Annotated in this window: 11 protein-coding genes; 8 read left to right on the top strand and 3 right to left on the bottom strand. The window is 71.8% G+C overall.

All coding sequences use genetic code 11. The features are described 5' to 3' along the window. Positions 1-86: 86 nt before the first annotated feature. Together AB0O09_RS03995 and AB0O09_RS03990 are read left to right on the top strand one after the other, a co-directional pair. Entirely contained in the window at positions 87-1700 is a 1614-nt protein-coding gene (locus tag AB0O09_RS03995; RefSeq protein ID WP_363539938.1) for an MFS transporter, read from the top strand. Positions 1701-1900: 200 nt separating this feature from the next. Next, positions 1901-3691, top strand: a complete 1791-nt coding sequence (locus tag AB0O09_RS03990; protein ID WP_363539936.1) for a serine/threonine-protein kinase — start codon at positions 1901-1903, stop codon at positions 3689-3691. 123 nt (positions 3692-3814) lie between these two features. Here the strand turns inward: AB0O09_RS03990 and aceE are convergent, their stop codons facing one another. After that, complete coding sequence (gene aceE / locus AB0O09_RS03985) at positions 3815-6565, bottom strand: pyruvate dehydrogenase (acetyl-transferring), homodimeric type (protein WP_363539934.1); 2751 nt, start codon at positions 6563-6565, stop codon at positions 3815-3817. A 522-nt stretch (positions 6566-7087) separates the two neighbouring features. On the opposite strand from aceE, the gene AB0O09_RS03980 reads away from it, so the two are divergent. The 5 genes from AB0O09_RS03980 to AB0O09_RS03960 all read left to right on the top strand — a co-directional run bounded on the left by AB0O09_RS03980 (position 7088) and on the right by AB0O09_RS03960 (position 10947). Continuing rightward, the gene (locus tag AB0O09_RS03980) at positions 7088-7525 is read left to right on the top strand and encodes a DUF3052 domain-containing protein (protein WP_030267527.1); all 438 of its coding nucleotides are present in this window, start codon (positions 7088-7090) and stop codon (positions 7523-7525) included. A 234-nt stretch (positions 7526-7759) separates the two neighbouring features. Then, positions 7760-8218: a peroxiredoxin gene (locus AB0O09_RS03975; RefSeq protein WP_030267523.1), complete on the top strand. Its 459-nt coding sequence runs from the start codon at positions 7760-7762 to the stop codon at positions 8216-8218. 190 nt (positions 8219-8408) lie between these two features. Continuing rightward, positions 8409-8984, top strand: coding sequence for a TerD family protein (locus AB0O09_RS03970; RefSeq protein ID WP_263105525.1), 576 nt, complete (start codon positions 8409-8411; stop codon positions 8982-8984). A 238-nt stretch (positions 8985-9222) separates the two neighbouring features. Continuing rightward, positions 9223-9798 (top strand): TerD family protein, encoded by a 576-nt coding sequence (locus AB0O09_RS03965; protein ID WP_344622690.1) that lies wholly within the window; start codon positions 9223-9225, stop codon positions 9796-9798. A gap of 54 nt (positions 9799-9852) precedes the next feature. Next, entirely contained in the window at positions 9853-10947 is a 1095-nt protein-coding gene (locus AB0O09_RS03960) for a DUF475 domain-containing protein (protein ID WP_344622691.1), read from the top strand. Between the two features lie 94 nt (positions 10948-11041). Here the strand turns inward: AB0O09_RS03960 and AB0O09_RS03955 are convergent, their stop codons facing one another. Further along, positions 11042-12106, bottom strand: a complete 1065-nt coding sequence (locus tag AB0O09_RS03955; protein WP_363539931.1) for a DUF2637 domain-containing protein — start codon at positions 12104-12106, stop codon at positions 11042-11044. Between the two features lie 319 nt (positions 12107-12425). On the opposite strand from AB0O09_RS03955, the gene AB0O09_RS03950 reads away from it, so the two are divergent. After that, entirely contained in the window at positions 12426-13166 is a 741-nt protein-coding gene (locus AB0O09_RS03950; protein WP_363539929.1) for a Tellurium resistance, read from the top strand. 52 nt (positions 13167-13218) lie between these two features. On the opposite strand, the gene AB0O09_RS03945 is transcribed toward AB0O09_RS03950, so the two are convergent. Next, the gene (locus AB0O09_RS03945; protein ID WP_363539927.1) at positions 13219-14229 is read right to left on the bottom strand and encodes a TerD family protein; all 1011 of its coding nucleotides are present in this window, start codon (positions 14227-14229) and stop codon (positions 13219-13221) included. Positions 14230-14249: the final 20 nt, after the last annotated feature.

The raw sequence follows: 14249 nt of genomic DNA, 5'->3' as shown, positions 1-14249 counted from the left end.
CCGTGGGGACGGGTGGGCCCGCGGCGCCACCTCGCCACGTCCGCAGCACGTCACCCTCGTCTCGTCCGAAAGCCCGGAGGGCACGCATGAGTTCGTCCGTCGTCAAGACCGGGAAGGCGGACGCGCCGTCGCGGTCCGCCGGCACCCCGCCGACCGGCTCCCGGGGCCTCCAGGGCCACCCCTGGCTGACCCTGCTGACCGTCGCGGTCGGCGTGATGATGGTGGCCCTCGACGGCACCGTCGTCGCCATCGCCAACCCGGCCATCCAGGCCGACCTCGGAGCTTCGCCCGCCGACATCCAGTGGGTGACCAGCGGCTACCTGCTGGCGCTGGCGGTCTTCCTGATCACCGCCGGCAAGATCGGCGACCGGTTCGGCCACAAGTCGACCTTCCTGGTGGGTGCGGCCGGCTTCGCCGCCACCTCCGCCGCGATCGGCTTCGCCGGCAGCATCCGGACCGTCATCCTGTTCCGCGTGCTGCAGGGCCTGTTCGGCGCGCTGCTGCAGCCCGCCGCGCTCGGCCTGCTGCGTGGCGCCTTCCCGGCCGAGAAGCTGAACATGGCGATCGGCATCTGGGGCGGCGTGATCGGCGCCTCCACCGCGGCCGGCCCGATCGTCGGCGGCCTGCTGGTCGAGCACGTCAACTGGGAGTCGGTCTTCTTCATCAACATCCCGGTCGGCCTGATCGCCCTGGCGCTCGGCCTGTGGATCCTGCGCGACGTGAAGACCGAGAACGCCGCGAAGTCCTTCGACGTCCCCGGCATCGTGCTGCTCTCCGGGGCGATGTTCATGCTGGTCTGGGGCATCATCAAGGCTCCGGTCTGGGGCTGGGGCGACCCGGCGACCCTGGTCTTCCTCGGCGGCGCCGTCCTCGCGATGGCCGTCTTCGCCTTCTGGCAGACGAAGGCCAAGGAGCCGCTGATCCCGCTCAGCCTGTTCCGCTCGGTGCCGCTGTCGGCCGGCACCCTGCTCATGGTGCTGATGGCCTTCGCCTTCTTCGGCGGCGTCTTCTTCGTCACCTTCTACCTGCAGAACGTGCACGGCATGGCCCCGGTCGACGCCGGTGTCCACCTGCTGCCGATGACCGGCATGATGATCGTCGGCGCCCCGGTCGCCGGTGCCGCGATCGGCAAGCTCGGCCCGCGCATCCCGATCGTCGCCGGCATGCTCTTCACCACCGCCGCCATGCTCGGCATGTCGACCCTCTCCACCGACTCCGGCACCGGGGTGATGTCGCTCTGGTTCGTGCTGATGGGCCTGGGTCTGAGCCCGGTCATGGTCGGCGCCACCGAGGTGATCGTCGGCAACGCCCCGCTGGAGCTGTCCGGCGTGGCCGGCGGCCTGCAGCAGGCGGCCATGCAGGTCGGCGGCAGCCTCGGCACCGCCGTGCTCGGCGCCGTGATGGCCTCCAAGGTCACCGACGTGCTGCCGGAGAACTGGGCGAAGGCCGGTCTGCCGCCCGTCCGGGGCGCCCAGGCCGAGGGCCTCAACCAGGCCGCCCAGCTCGGCATCGCCCCGCCCGCCCCGGCCGGTACCCCGCAGCAGGCGGTGGACGCGATGGCGAACGCCGTCCACACCTCCTTCGTCAGCGGCATGTCGCTCGCCTTCGTGGTCGCCGCCGTGGTGGCGCTCGCCGCCGCCGGCCTCGGTCTGCTCACCAAGCGCGGCGCCAACGACGCCGGTCCGGCCGTCCACATCTGACGCCCGAGCAGCCCGCGCACCACGGCCCGTCGCACCACCCGCGCACCCGGTCGGGAGTCCGCTCCCGGCCGGGTGCGCTGCGTCGCCGTCCCGCCGCTCCCGGTCGCCGGGCCGGGGCGCCGGGCCCAGACTGGGAGCCGGGCGGGGCCGTCCGGCCGGAGCGGCGGGACGGATTTTCTGACGGGGCACAGGGGACGGCGATGGACCCAGCGGACAGCGGCGGGCCCCCGGCGGACGGCGGGGCGGACGACTCGAACGGCACGTACGGCACGGATGACGCGGGCGGCGCCGACGGCCGTCTGCTCGCGGGGCGCTACCGGCTCGGGCGACGGCTCGGCCGCGGCGGCATGGGCACGGTCTGGGTGGCCCGGGACGACAAGCTCGCCCGCCAGGTCGCGGTCAAGGAGCTGAGCGTCGCGGGCCTGCCCGAGGAGGACCTCGCCGCCGTGCGGGCGCGGATGGAGCAGGAGGCCCGCGCGGCCGCGATGCTCAAGCACCCCGGTGTGATCACCGTGTACGACGTGCTGGAGGAGGCCGGCCGGCCGTGGATCGTCATGGAGCTGATCGACGGCCGCTCGCTCGCCGAGGTCGTCGCCGAGGAGGGCACCCTGCTGCCCAAGGACGCCGCCCGGATCGGCGAGCAGGTGCTCGCCGCCCTCGACGAGGCGCACCGGCACGGCGTGCTGCACCGCGACGTCAAGCCCGCCAACATCCTGCTGGAGCGCGGCGGACGGGCCGTCCTCACCGACTTCGGCATCGCCGTGCTGGCCGGTGCCCCCGGCCTGACCCGCACCGGTGACATCGTCGGCTCGCCCGACTACGTGGCCCCGGAGCGGGTCACCGGCCACCGGCCCGGTCCCGAGTCCGACCTCTGGTCGCTCGGTGCGACGCTGTACGCGGCGGTCGAGGGGCAGTCGCCCTTCCACCGGACGACCACCATGAGCACCCTGCAGGCGGTGGTGGCCGACCCGCTGCCGGAGCCGCGCAACGCGGGCCCGCTGGCGCCCGTCCTGGAGGCGCTGCTGCGCAAGGACCCGGCCGAGCGGCCCACCGCCCCCGAGGCCCTGGCGATGCTGCACGAGCTCGCGGGAGGCCGGCCGCGGGCCGTGCAGGCGCCCACCGAGCGGGCCACCCCCGTCCTCGGCGTGCCCACCGTGGCGACGCCGCCGACACCCGTACCCGCCCCGGCAGCGCTGTCCGCGGCCGCCCCGCCGCCGGGGGAGCCGACAGCCGCGGAACCGCCGCAGGAGCCCGCCGACGGGGCCGGGCCGACGCGCGGCCGACGCCGGGCCCGGCTGATCGCCGCAGCCGTGCTGGTGGCGGCGGCACTGGCCGGCGGTGTGGCCTTCGCCCTGCTCGGCGGCTCGGACGAGCCCAACACCTCCTCGACCGCCGGTTCCCCGACCGCGACCGCCCCCACCGCGACGCCGACGCCCACCCCGACGCCCACCCCCACGCCGAGTCCGACGCCGAGTCCGACGCCCACGCCCACCCCCACGCCCACCCCCACGCCGAGTCCGACACCCACCCCCACGCCCACGCCGGCCGGCACCCCGGCCCCGGCGGGCTTCCGGTGGAGCGACGACCCGGCGGGATTCCGGGTGGCCGTGCCGCAGGGCTGGACCCGCAGCGAGTCGGGCGGCCAGATCGACTACTCCCCGGACGGCGGCCTGCACCTGCTGCGCTTCGGCGTCGCACCGGGTGCCGCCCGGTCGCCCGAGGCGCACTTCCTGGAGCTGGAGCAGACCGTCTCCGCCCAGCCCGACTACACCCGGGTCGTCCTGCAGCCGAACGTCTACCAGGGCCGCGAGGGCGCGCTCTGGGAGTTCACCTCCACCGACCGGCAGGGCAACCCGCGGCACGCCATCGACCAGGCGTTCATCGCCCCGGACGGCACCGAGTACGCGATCTACGCGGCCTCGCCCGAGGAGGACTGGACGGTCGCGCGGCAGCAGTTCTCCACCGTCCTGAACACCTTCACCGTGACGTGAACGACGTGACGTGAACGACGTGACGTGAACGAGGTGGCGTGAACCGGACGGCGTGGGCCGGGAACGCCGGAGGGCCGGCCACCCCCTGCGGGACGGCCGGCCCTCCGGACCGGATCCGGCGGATCAGGCGTCGCCGCCGGCCGCGCCCGGGTCGGCCGAGGCCACGTCGAGCAGCTGGTAGCGGTCGATCGCGGACTTCAGCACGCTGCGCTCGACCTTGCCCTGCTTGGCGAGCTCGGTGAGCACCGCGAGGACGACCGACTGCGCGTCGATGTGGAAGAAGCGACGGGCCGCACCGCGGGTGTCGGCGAAGCCGAAGCCGTCCGCACCCAGCGACTGCCAGGTGCCCGGCACCCAGCGCGAGATCTGGTCCGGCACCGCGCGCATCCAGTCGGACACCGCGACGAACGGGCCCTCGGCGCCCTGGAGCTTGGCGGTCACGTACGGGACGCGCTGCGGCTCCTCCGGGTGGAGCAGGTTGAACTCCTCCACCTCGACGGCGTCGCGGCGCAGCTCGTTCCACGAGGTCGCGGACCACACGTCGGCCTTGACGTTCCACTCCTCGGCGAGGATGCGCTGGGCCTCCAGGGCCCACGGCACGGCCACGCCGGAGGCGAGGATCTGCGCCGGGATCGCGCCGGCCTCGCCGCCCTTGAGCCGGTACAGGCCCTTGAGGATGCCGTCGGTGTCGACGCCCTCCGGCTCGGCCGGCATCTTGATGGGCTCGTTGTAGACGGTGAGGTAGTAGAAGACGTCCTCGCCGGTCGGGAACTCCACGCTGGAGCCGTACATGCGGCGCAGGCCGTCCTGCACGATGTGCGCGATCTCGTAGCCGTACGCCGGGTCGTACGCGACGACGCCGGGGTTGGTCGAGGCCAGCAGGTGCGAGTGGCCGTCGGCGTGCTGCAGGCCCTCACCGGTCAGGGTGGTGCGGCCGGCGGTGGCGCCGAGCACGAAGCCGCGGGCCAGCTGGTCGGCCATCTGCCAGAACTGGTCACCGGTGCGCTGGAACCCGAACATCGAGTAGAAGACGTACACCGGGATCAGCGGCTCGCCGTGCGTCGCGTAGGACGAGCCGGCGGCGATCAGCGAGGCGGTGCAGCCCGCCTCGGAGATGCCGTCGTGCAGCATCTGGCCGGTCGGGGACTCCTTGTACGCCAGCAGCAGCTCGCGGTCGACCGACTCGTAGGTCTGGCCGAGCGGGTTGTAGATCTTGGCGGACGGGAAGAGCGAGTCCATGCCGAAGGTGCGGTACTCGTCCGGCGCGATCGGCACGAAGCGGTTGCCGATGCCCTTGTCCCGCATGAGGTCCTTGAGCAGCCGGACGAACGCCATGGTGGTGGCGATGGTCTGGTTGCCGGAGCCCTTCTTGACCGCCTTGTACGCGTCGTCGCCGGGCAGCTCCAGCTTGCGCGGGCGCACCTTGCGGGTCGGCACGTAGCCGCCGAGCTCGCGCCGGCGGTCGTGCATGTACTGGATCTCCTCCGAGTCGCGACCCGGGTGGTAGTAGGGCGCGTAGCCCTCGTCCAGCTGCTTGTCGGTGATCGGCAGGTGCAGGCGGTCGCGGAAGCGCTTCAGGTCCTCGACCGTCAGCTTCTTCATCTGGTGCGTCGCGTTGCGGCCCTCGAAGTTCGGGCCGAGCGTCCAGCCCTTGACCGTCTGGGCGAGGATGACCGTCGGCTGGCCCTTGTGCTCGCGGGCGGCCTTGAACGCGGCGTAGACCTTGCGGTGGTCGTGGCCGCCGCGGCCCAGGTGCTGGATCTCGTGGTCGGACATGTTCTCGACCATGGCGCGCAGGCGCAGGTCGCCGCCGAAGAAGTGCTCGCGGATGTACGCGCCGGTCTCGGTGGCGTACGTCTGGAACTGGCCGTCCACCGTGGTGTTCAGCTTGTTCACCAGGACGCCGTCGCGGTCCTGCGCGAGCAGCGGGTCCCAGCTGCGGTCCCAGACCAGCTTGATCACGTTCCAGCCGGCGCCGCGGAACTGCGACTCCAGCTCCTGGATGATCTTGCCGTTGCCCCGGACCGGGCCGTCGAGGCGCTGCAGGTTGCAGTTGACCACGAAGGTCAGGTTGTCCAGGCCCTCGCGCGCGGCGAGCGACAGCTGGCCGAGCGACTCGGGCTCGTCCATCTCGCCGTCGCCGAGGAAGGCGTAGACGTGGCTGTCGGAGGTGTCCTTGATGCCGCGGTGCTCCAGGTACCGGTTCATCCGGGCCTGGTAGATCGCGCCGAGCGGGCCGAGGCCCATCGACACGGTCGGGAACTCCCAGAAGTCCGGCATCAGCCGCGGGTGCGGGTAGCTGGAGAGGCCGTAGGGGGCCTTCGACTTCTCCTGACGGAACGCGTCGAGCTGCTGCTCGGTGAGTCGGTCCAGCAGGAACGCGCGGGCGTAGATGCCGGGGGAGGCGTGACCCTGGAAGAAGATCTGGTCGCCGGACTCGCCCTCGGCGTCCTTGCCGCGGAAGAAGTAGTTGAAGCCCACGTCGTACAGGGACGCGGAGGAGGCGAAGGTGGCGATGTGGCCGCCGACGCCGATGCCCGGGCGCTGCGCCCGGGAGACCATCACGGCCGCGTTCCAGCGGGTCGCGTTGAGGATCTTGCGCTCGATCTCCTCGTTGCCGGGGAAGAACGGCTCGTCCTTGGTCGCGATGGTGTTGACGTAGTCCGTGCTGCGCATCTCGGGCACGGCGACACGCTTCTCGCGGGCGCGCTCGATCAGGCGGAGCATCAGGTAACGGGCGCGCTCACGCCCCCGCTCGTCGATGGCCGCGTCGAGCGACTCCAGCCATTCCGCGGTCTCCTCGGGATCGAAGTCCGGGACCTGACTCGGAAGGCCGCCAATGATGATCGGGTTGCGATCGGATCCGGAAGCCACGCTGTTCCTTCACTGTCGGTCGAAACTGAGGTGTGTCGCGCCGCCTCCATCGTGTACCGCGACTCGGAGATCCGTCATCTCTACCGATCGGTAACCGTTCCGCCTGGTGGGCGGGCCGGTCGGGGGGTGGTGCGGGGGGCGTCGTCGCCCGTCCTGCGCACCCCCGGTTGTGGTGTTACGAAGAGGTGGTCCGACCTGGGTCCCTCCCGCCCGGAAGGGCGGTCGGGCTGAGGGCCAACAGGAGACTCTACGCCCGCCGGAGCGGTGACCCCGAATGCCGTTCGCATCTCGGGCACGTGTGCGGCCGGTGCTGGACCTGGGCCGGGGGGCGAAGCATGATTGGTCGGGGCAGAAAAGGGCAAACGGGTGTGATTCCCAACACATCACTCGGCGTGTCCCCCTTCCCCACGTCAACCTTTGGGTGGGATCGGGTGTCGGGTACTTGCGCGAACCGCCGCGCACGTGTGGACTACGCCCACAGCCTCGGCATGGACGCCGAGCCGAATACTGGAGGTTATTCCCGTGAGCGCGACCGCGGACCCCGCGGACAAGTCCAACCCGGCAGCTCGTCTCGGCTTCGAAGAGGGCCAGATCATCCAGGAGCTCGGGTACGACGAAGACAGTGACCAGGAGCTCCGCGAGGGCATCGAGTCCATCACTGGCAGCGATCTCGTCGACGAGGACTACGACGACGTCGCCGACGGCGTCCTGCTGTGGCACCGCGAGGAGGACGGGGATCTCACCGACGCCCTCGTCGACGCGCTGGAGTACCTCGCCGAGGGCGGTCTGATCTGGCTGCTGACGCCCAAGACCGGCCGTGACGGCCACGTCGAGGCGCACGAGATCGCCGACGCCGCCAAGACGGCCGGCCTGTCGCAGACCAGCTCGGTCGCGATCGCCAAGGACTGGGCCGGCACTCGCCTGGCCACCCCGAAGGCCGCACGCTCCGGGAAGCGCTGACCTACGGAACGACCGTCGAGGGCCCCGCTGGAGCATCCTCCAGCGGGGCCCTTCGGCATGCCCCGCCATGTTGTGGCTGCCGCCGGTGCGGATGTTCACCGAGGGCGAAACCATGGGGCCGGGCCTCCGCCCATCTCACCCGAACGGCCGAAACCACCCGGACGGATGCGAGGATGCCCCTGCCCCGAGGCCGCGCTCCGCGGCCGCGGCACCACGACGAGGAAGGTCCCATCCATGGCCATCGAGGTCGGCACCCAGGCTCCGGACTTCGAGCTCAAGAACCAGCACGGCGAGCTCGTGAAGCTCTCCGACTTCCGGGGCGAGAAGAACGTCGTCCTGGTCTTCTACCCGTTCGCCTTCACCGGTGTCTGCACCGGCGAGGTGTGCGCGATCCAGAAGGAGCTGCCGCGCCTGCAGAACGACGACGTCCAGGTGCTGGCGGTCTCCAACGACTCGCCGTTCACGCTGCGCGTCTTCGCCGACCAGGAGGGGCTGGACTACCCGCTGCTGTCCGACTTCTGGCCGCACGGCGAGGTCTCCCGCGCCTACGGCGTCTTCGCCGAGGACAAGGGCTGCGCGGTCCGCGGCACCTTCGTGATCGACAAGGCCGGCGCCGTCCGCTGGTCCGTGGTCAACGGGCTGCCGGACGCCCGCGACGAGCAGGAGTACCTGGCCGCCCTCGGCGCGCTCTGATCGTCGGGGACGCCCCGCCCGGGCCCGGCGCGTTCGGACGGTTGTCCGACGCGCCGGGTTTCCCTGGCGGACCGGTGGGGAACCCGGCACTACGATCGGGCCGTTGGCAGGACGGGTGCCCCGCACGGGGTGGCCCGGACCCGCACCACCGGGGGCACCGGCACGTGCCTCCCGCACCTTTGGAGGACTAGTGGGTGTCAGCCTGAGCAAGGGCGGCAACGTCTCCCTCACCAAGGAGGCCCCTGGCCTGACGGCCGTGATCGTCGGCCTCGGCTGGGACGTCCGCACCACCACCGGCACCGATTTCGACCTGGACGCCAGCGCCCTGCTCTGCACCGACCAGGGCAAGGTCCGCTCCGACGCCGACTTCGTCTTCTTCAACAACCTCACCAGCCAGGACGGCTCGGTCGAGCACACCGGCGACAACCTCACCGGCGAGGGCGAGGGCGACGACGAGCAGATCAAGGTCAACCTCGCCGGCGTCCCGGCCGAGGTCGCCAAGATCGTCTTCCCGGTGTCGATCTACGACGCCGAGAACCGCCAGCAGAACTTCGGCCAGGTGCGCAACGCCTTCATCCGCGTGGTCAACCAGGCCGGCGGCGCCGAGATCGCCCGGTACGACCTCTCCGAGGACGCCTCCACCGAGACGGCGATGGTCTTCGGCGAGCTCTACCGCAACGGCGCGGAGTGGAAGTTCCGCGCCATCGGCCAGGGCTACGCCTCCGGCCTGCGCGGCATCGCGCAGGACTTCGGCGTGAACGTCTGACCGCACGGGCGGCTGCATACTCTTGGCCGGGGCCGGTACGGGTGCACTCCCGTACCGGCCCCGGCCGCTGCGCGTCCGCGGCGGTGCGGGCAGGTAGTTCAGGAAGTTCAGGCCGGTGTGCGGGATCGCGCGACGGTGCGGGGGCGTAGATCTGGGGTACGTCCCGTCGTGCCGGTCGCAGGCCCGAGCCGGCCCGGCAGAGAGGCCCCGGGGACGGGGGGACTGGGAGGAAATCCAGATGAGTGTCACGCTGGCCAAGGGCGGCAACGTCTCGCTGACCAAGGCCGCGCCCAACCTGACGCAGGTGCAGATCGGACTGGGCTGGGACGCCCGTTCGACCACCGGTGCGCCGTTCGACCTGGACGCCAGTGCGCTGCTCTGCGGCGGCGGCCGGGTGCTCGGCGACGAGTACTTCGTCTTCTACAACAACCTGCGCAGCCCGGAGGGGTCGGTCGAGCACCAGGGCGACAACCTCACCGGCGACGGCGACGGGGACGACGAGGTCGTTCAGGTCAACCTCGACCTGGTGCCCGTCCAGGTCGACAAGGTCGTCTTCGCGGTGTCGATCTACGACGCCGAGGCCCGGATCCAGAACTTCGGGCAGGTGTCCAACGCCTACATCCGCGTGGTCAACCTGACGGACGGGCGCGAGATCGCCCGCTACGACCTCACCGAGGACGCGTCCACGGAGACCGCGATGATCTTCGGCGAGCTCTACCGCTACCAGGGCGAGTGGAAGTTCCGCGCCGTCGGCCAGGGCTACGCCTCGGGCCTGCGCGGCATCGCCCTGGATTTCGGCGTAAACGTCCAGTAAAGTCCGCCGCCGAAAACACGCCCGTGGACATGAAATCGAAAGGTAACTGACCCCGTGTTCCTCCGCACATTCGGATGGTCCTTCGCCATCACGATCGTCGGCCTCATCGCAGCCGGCCTGATCTGGGGGGCCGAAGGGTTCGGCGTCGTGCTGATCCTCTCGATCCTCGAGATCTCCCTCTCGTTCGACAACGCCGTCGTCAACGCCACCGTCCTGAAGCGGATGAACGCCTTCTGGCAGAAGATCTTCCTGACGGTCGGCGTCCTGATCGCCGTCTTCGGCATGCGCCTGATCTTCCCGCTGCTGGTGGTCGGCCTGACGGCCCACCTCGCGCCGGGCACGGTCATCGAGCTGGCCCTGGACTCCACCAAGACCTACAACGGCCAGACCTACGCCGACTACCTCGAGGCGGCCAACCCGGCCATCGCGGCCTTCGGCGGCATCTTCCTGCTGATGATCTTCCTCGACTTCATCTTCGAGGAGAAGGACTTCAACTGGCTGCGCTGGCTGGAGAAGCCGCTTGAGAAGATCGGCAAGCTGGACGCCCTCTCCTCGGTCATCGCGCTGGTCGTGCTGGCCGTCTCCGCCCGCCTCTTCGCCGCCGAGCACGCCGAGACGGTGCTGCTGGCCGGCCTGATGGGCCTCGCCACCTACCTCGCCGTCAACGGCCTCTCGGGCGTCTTCGAGTCCGGCCTGGAGGCGCAGGAGGAGGCCGAGGAGGAGGCCGAGAAGACCGGCAAGTCGATCGTCCAGGTCGGCGGCAAGGCCGCGTTCTTCCTCTTCCTCTACCTGGAGGTCCTGGACGCGTCGTTCTCCTTCGACGGCGTGGTCGGCGCCTTCGCCATCTCCCAGGACATCTTCATGATCACCCTGGGTCTGGGCATCGGTGCCATGTACATCCGCTCGCTCACCGTCTTCCTGGTCCGCAAGGGCACCTTGGACGACTACGTGTACCTGGAGCACGGCGCCCACTACGCGATCGGCGCGCTGGCGCTGATCCTGCTGGCCTCGATCGAGTACCACATCCCGGAGCTGGTCACCGGCCTGATCGGCGTCGGCTTCATCGGTGCGGCGCTCGCCTCCTCGGTGGTCCGCAACCGGCGCGAGCAGGCGCTGGAGACCTCCGAACCGGAGACGACCTCGGTCTGATCCGGGCGCGGTCACGGCGAAGGGCCCCGCACACCTCGGTGCGCGGGGCCCTTCGTGTCGCCGGTGCGTCGCCGGGGGGACGGCGTCGCCGGGGTCAGCCGAGCTGCTGCTCGATCGCGCGGAGCTTGCGCTCCAGCGAGTCCAGCTTCGGCATCGACAGGGTGTCCTCGTCCAGCGTCAGGTCGATGCTGGAGGAGCTGCCGACGGCGGCGCGGGGGCGCCGGCCGGCGGTGAGGGCGGCGGGCTCCAGCGCGGAGGGGCCGACCTTGGCCATCGGGTCCTCGTCGGCTAGGGCAGGCTCCGTAGCGGAGGACTCGCCCGCACCGGCCGCGGTCAGCGCCGGCACCTGGCGGCCGCCGCGCGCCCGGGAGAGCACCCCGCCCTGCGAGCGGGCGATCGCCTTCAGCTCGGCGCGCTCGCGGCGGTCCGCCGAGCGGGCCCGCAGCTTCGCCTCCTGCTTGGCCTGCCGCTCCTCGCGGACCTCGTCGACCGCCTCGTCCAGGCTGCGCACGTTCTCCAGCAGCATCAGCGACCAGGCCGCGTAGGTCTCGCGGGGCGCCCGCAGCCAGCGGACGATGCGGATCTGCGGCAGCGGCCGCGGGATCAGGCCCTGCTCGCGCAGCGCCGCCCGGCGGGTCTGCTTCAGCGCCCGGTCGAACAGCACCGCGGCCGAGATCGACATGCCGGCGAAGAACTGCGGGGCGCCGTCGTGGGCACCGCCGCGCGGGGCGTGCACCCAGTTGAACCAGGCCGAGGCCACCGCGAACAGCCAGACCAGCAGGCGCGAGCCGAGCGCCGCGTCACCGTGGCTGGCCTCGCGCACGGCGAGCACCGAGCAGAACATCGCGGCACCGTCGAGGCCGAACGGGACGAGGTACTCCCAGCCGCCGGACAGACCCAGGTTCTCCTGGCCGAAGCCGACCAGGCCGTGGAAGGAGAGCGCGGCCGCGACACCGGCGCAGCAGAACAGCAGCACGTAGGAGGCACCGCCGTAGACCGCCTCCTTGCGGCGGCGGCGCTCCTCGCTGCGCTCCCAGGAGTCGGTGTTCTCGTCGGCCTTGTTGTTCTTGACGCGCAGCACGGCCACCAGGACGGCGGTGAACAGCAGGGCTGCGCCGCCGATGACGGCCCATACCAGCTGTATGGAGGAGAGGTTCATCGTGGGTCGGGCCTCGAATTTCCGCAGGACGGGGGGATGGAACGCGGTCGGGCACAGGAGGCGGCCCGGGCGGGTCGGGATCCTGACGGGGCGTCGTGGACGCCGCCGCACGGGACGTCGGGGACTCCTGTGCGGCACCGACCTTAGCGCGTCCGACGGCCCGGCATGGTACGGGAGGCGGCGATCGGCCGCCAGGCGGAGGACTGACGGTGGCTCATCGTCGCCGGTGGGGTATGGCTCTGATGGGACGATACGAGCACGGTGCACGACGGAGGGCGATCACCGGCCGGACGGCCGGGAGAGGGGGAGGGCGGACGCCATGGTCTCGGTCTGGGAGTTCCTCAAGGGGGACCGCAGAGGAGTGGACTCCGGGGGGCAGTTCAAGGTCACGCTGACCAAGTCCCAACCGCAGCACGCGCTGACCGGTGCGGCGGCGACCACCGGGTATCTGTACGTCAACCTGCACTGGACCACCCGGTCGGCGGATCGCCCGTCCGGGGGCGGCGGTCTGCGCAACCTGTTCGACCTGCGGAACCTGCGTCCGATGGCGCCGCAGTCGCTGGACCGGGCGCCGGTCAGCGTCGACCTGGACCTGGCCTGCATGTACGAGCTGGCCGACGGCAGCCGCGGGGTCGTCCAGCCGCTCGGCGGCTACTTCGGCGACCTCAACCGGCCGCCGTACGTCAAGCTGAGCGGCGACGACGTCTACGGCGCCCCGTCCGGCGAGACGATGTACGTCAACCTGGAGAAGAAGGACCAGTTCCGGCGGCTGCTGATCTTCGTCTACATCTACGACGACACGCCCGCGTTCGGCCACACCCACGCCACGGTGACGATCGTGCCGCAGACCGGTCCGCGGATCGAGATCAAGCTGGACGAGCGGGCGCCGGCCGCGCGCTCCTGCGCGGTGGTGCTGATCGAGAACTCCGGCGACGGCCAGCTCACCGTCCGCCGCGAGGTGCGCTACGTGCACGGATTCCAGTCGGATCTGGACCGGCTGTACGGCTTCGGCATGCAGTGGCAGCGCGGCTACAAGGGCCCGGCCGGCCCGGCGGCCTGATCCGGCCCGACGCGTCCGGGGGCGCGCCGTGCGGACGGCGCGCCCCCGGCGGTCAGCGCGGCTGGAACTGCGGGCCCTGCGGCGGCAGCGCGAAGCCGGGCGCACCCGTCGGCTGCGGGGCCGGCTGCTGGGCGGCCTGCTGGGGCTGCGGGGCGGGCTGCTGCTGCGGGTACCCGTAGCCGGGCGCCGGCTGCTGCTGCCCTTGCGGGTAGCCGTACCCCGGCTGCTGCTGGGGGTAGCCGTAGCCACCGGGCCGGGGCTGCTGCTGGGGCGGGTAGCCGTACCCGCCGGCCTGCGCGGCGGACGGCTGCGGGTAGCCGTACCCGGCGGGCGCCGGGGCCGCCGGGGTGCCCACCGTCGGCGGGGTGCTGGGCGGCGGTGGCGCCGGGGCCGCCTGGGGAGCGGCCGGTGCCAGCGTGTAGATGTCCGGCTCCTCCGGCAGGTCGGCCGCGGGCACGGCCGGCTCGGGCACCGGCGGGCCGTCCACGGGCGGCAGGGCGTCCGCGACCTCCTCGCCGTCCTCGACCGCGATGCCGTAGTCGGTGGCCAGCCCGCTCAGGCCGGTGGCGTAGCCCTGGCCGACCGCCCGGAACTTCCACCCGCCCGCCCGCCGGTAGAACTCGCCGGCCACCAGCGCGGTGACGTCGCCGCTGTCGGTGACGGGGAACTCGGCGAGCGGATCGGCGCCCTCGCCGGCCGCGACGTCGAAGACCAGCACCCGCAGCCGCGGCACCGACGGGAAGGAACCCTCCTCGGAGGAGCCCGCCAGCACCACCCGGTCGACGTCCTCGGCCAGCCGGCCGAGGTCGATCTCGACCGCGTCCGACACCTCGTCCCCGGCACCGGCCTGCTGCTTGGGCAGGTGGCGCACCAGGCCCGAGGGATGCCTCGGCTGGTTGTAGAAGACGAAGTCGGCATCCGAACGGACCTTGCCGTCGGCGGCGACCAGCAGCGCGGAGACGTCCACGTCGGGTGCGCCGGGCGTCGCCGACCAGCGCAGCACGGCGCGGACGGCGGCGGCCGTCAGCGGGATGTTGGCGCCCTTCGCCATCACGTGCGTCATGCCCCCAATCCTGCCCGGCC

The sequence above is a fragment of the Kitasatospora sp. NPDC093679 genome (genome assembly GCF_040683455.1).
GTDB classification, from domain to species: Bacteria; Actinomycetota; Actinomycetes; order Streptomycetales; family Streptomycetaceae; genus Kitasatospora; species Kitasatospora arboriphila.
The sequence above is the reverse complement of the archived record's forward strand: the minus strand, read 5'-3'. Positions and strand labels throughout refer to the sequence as shown.

Bases quoted from the DNA above. Each gene is read 5' to 3' on its own strand.
- AB0O09_RS03950 (WP_363539929.1), top strand. From the start codon at position 12,426: ATGGTCTCGGTCTGGGAGTTCCTCAAGGGGGACCGCAGAGGAGTGGAC.
- AB0O09_RS03945 (WP_363539927.1), bottom strand. From the start codon at position 14,229: ATGACGCACGTGATGGCGAAGGGCGCCAACATCCCGCTGACGGCCGCC.
- AB0O09_RS03965 (WP_344622690.1), top strand. From the start codon at position 9,223: ATGAGTGTCACGCTGGCCAAGGGCGGCAACGTCTCGCTGACCAAGGCC.
- AB0O09_RS03995 (WP_363539938.1), top strand. From the start codon at position 87: ATGAGTTCGTCCGTCGTCAAGACCGGGAAGGCGGACGCGCCGTCGCGG.
- AB0O09_RS03990 (WP_363539936.1), top strand. From the start codon at position 1,901: ATGGACCCAGCGGACAGCGGCGGGCCCCCGGCGGACGGCGGGGCGGAC.
- AB0O09_RS03955 (WP_363539931.1), bottom strand. From the start codon at position 12,106: ATGAACCTCTCCTCCATACAGCTGGTATGGGCCGTCATCGGCGGCGCA.
- AB0O09_RS03975 (WP_030267523.1), top strand. From the start codon at position 7,760: ATGGCCATCGAGGTCGGCACCCAGGCTCCGGACTTCGAGCTCAAGAAC.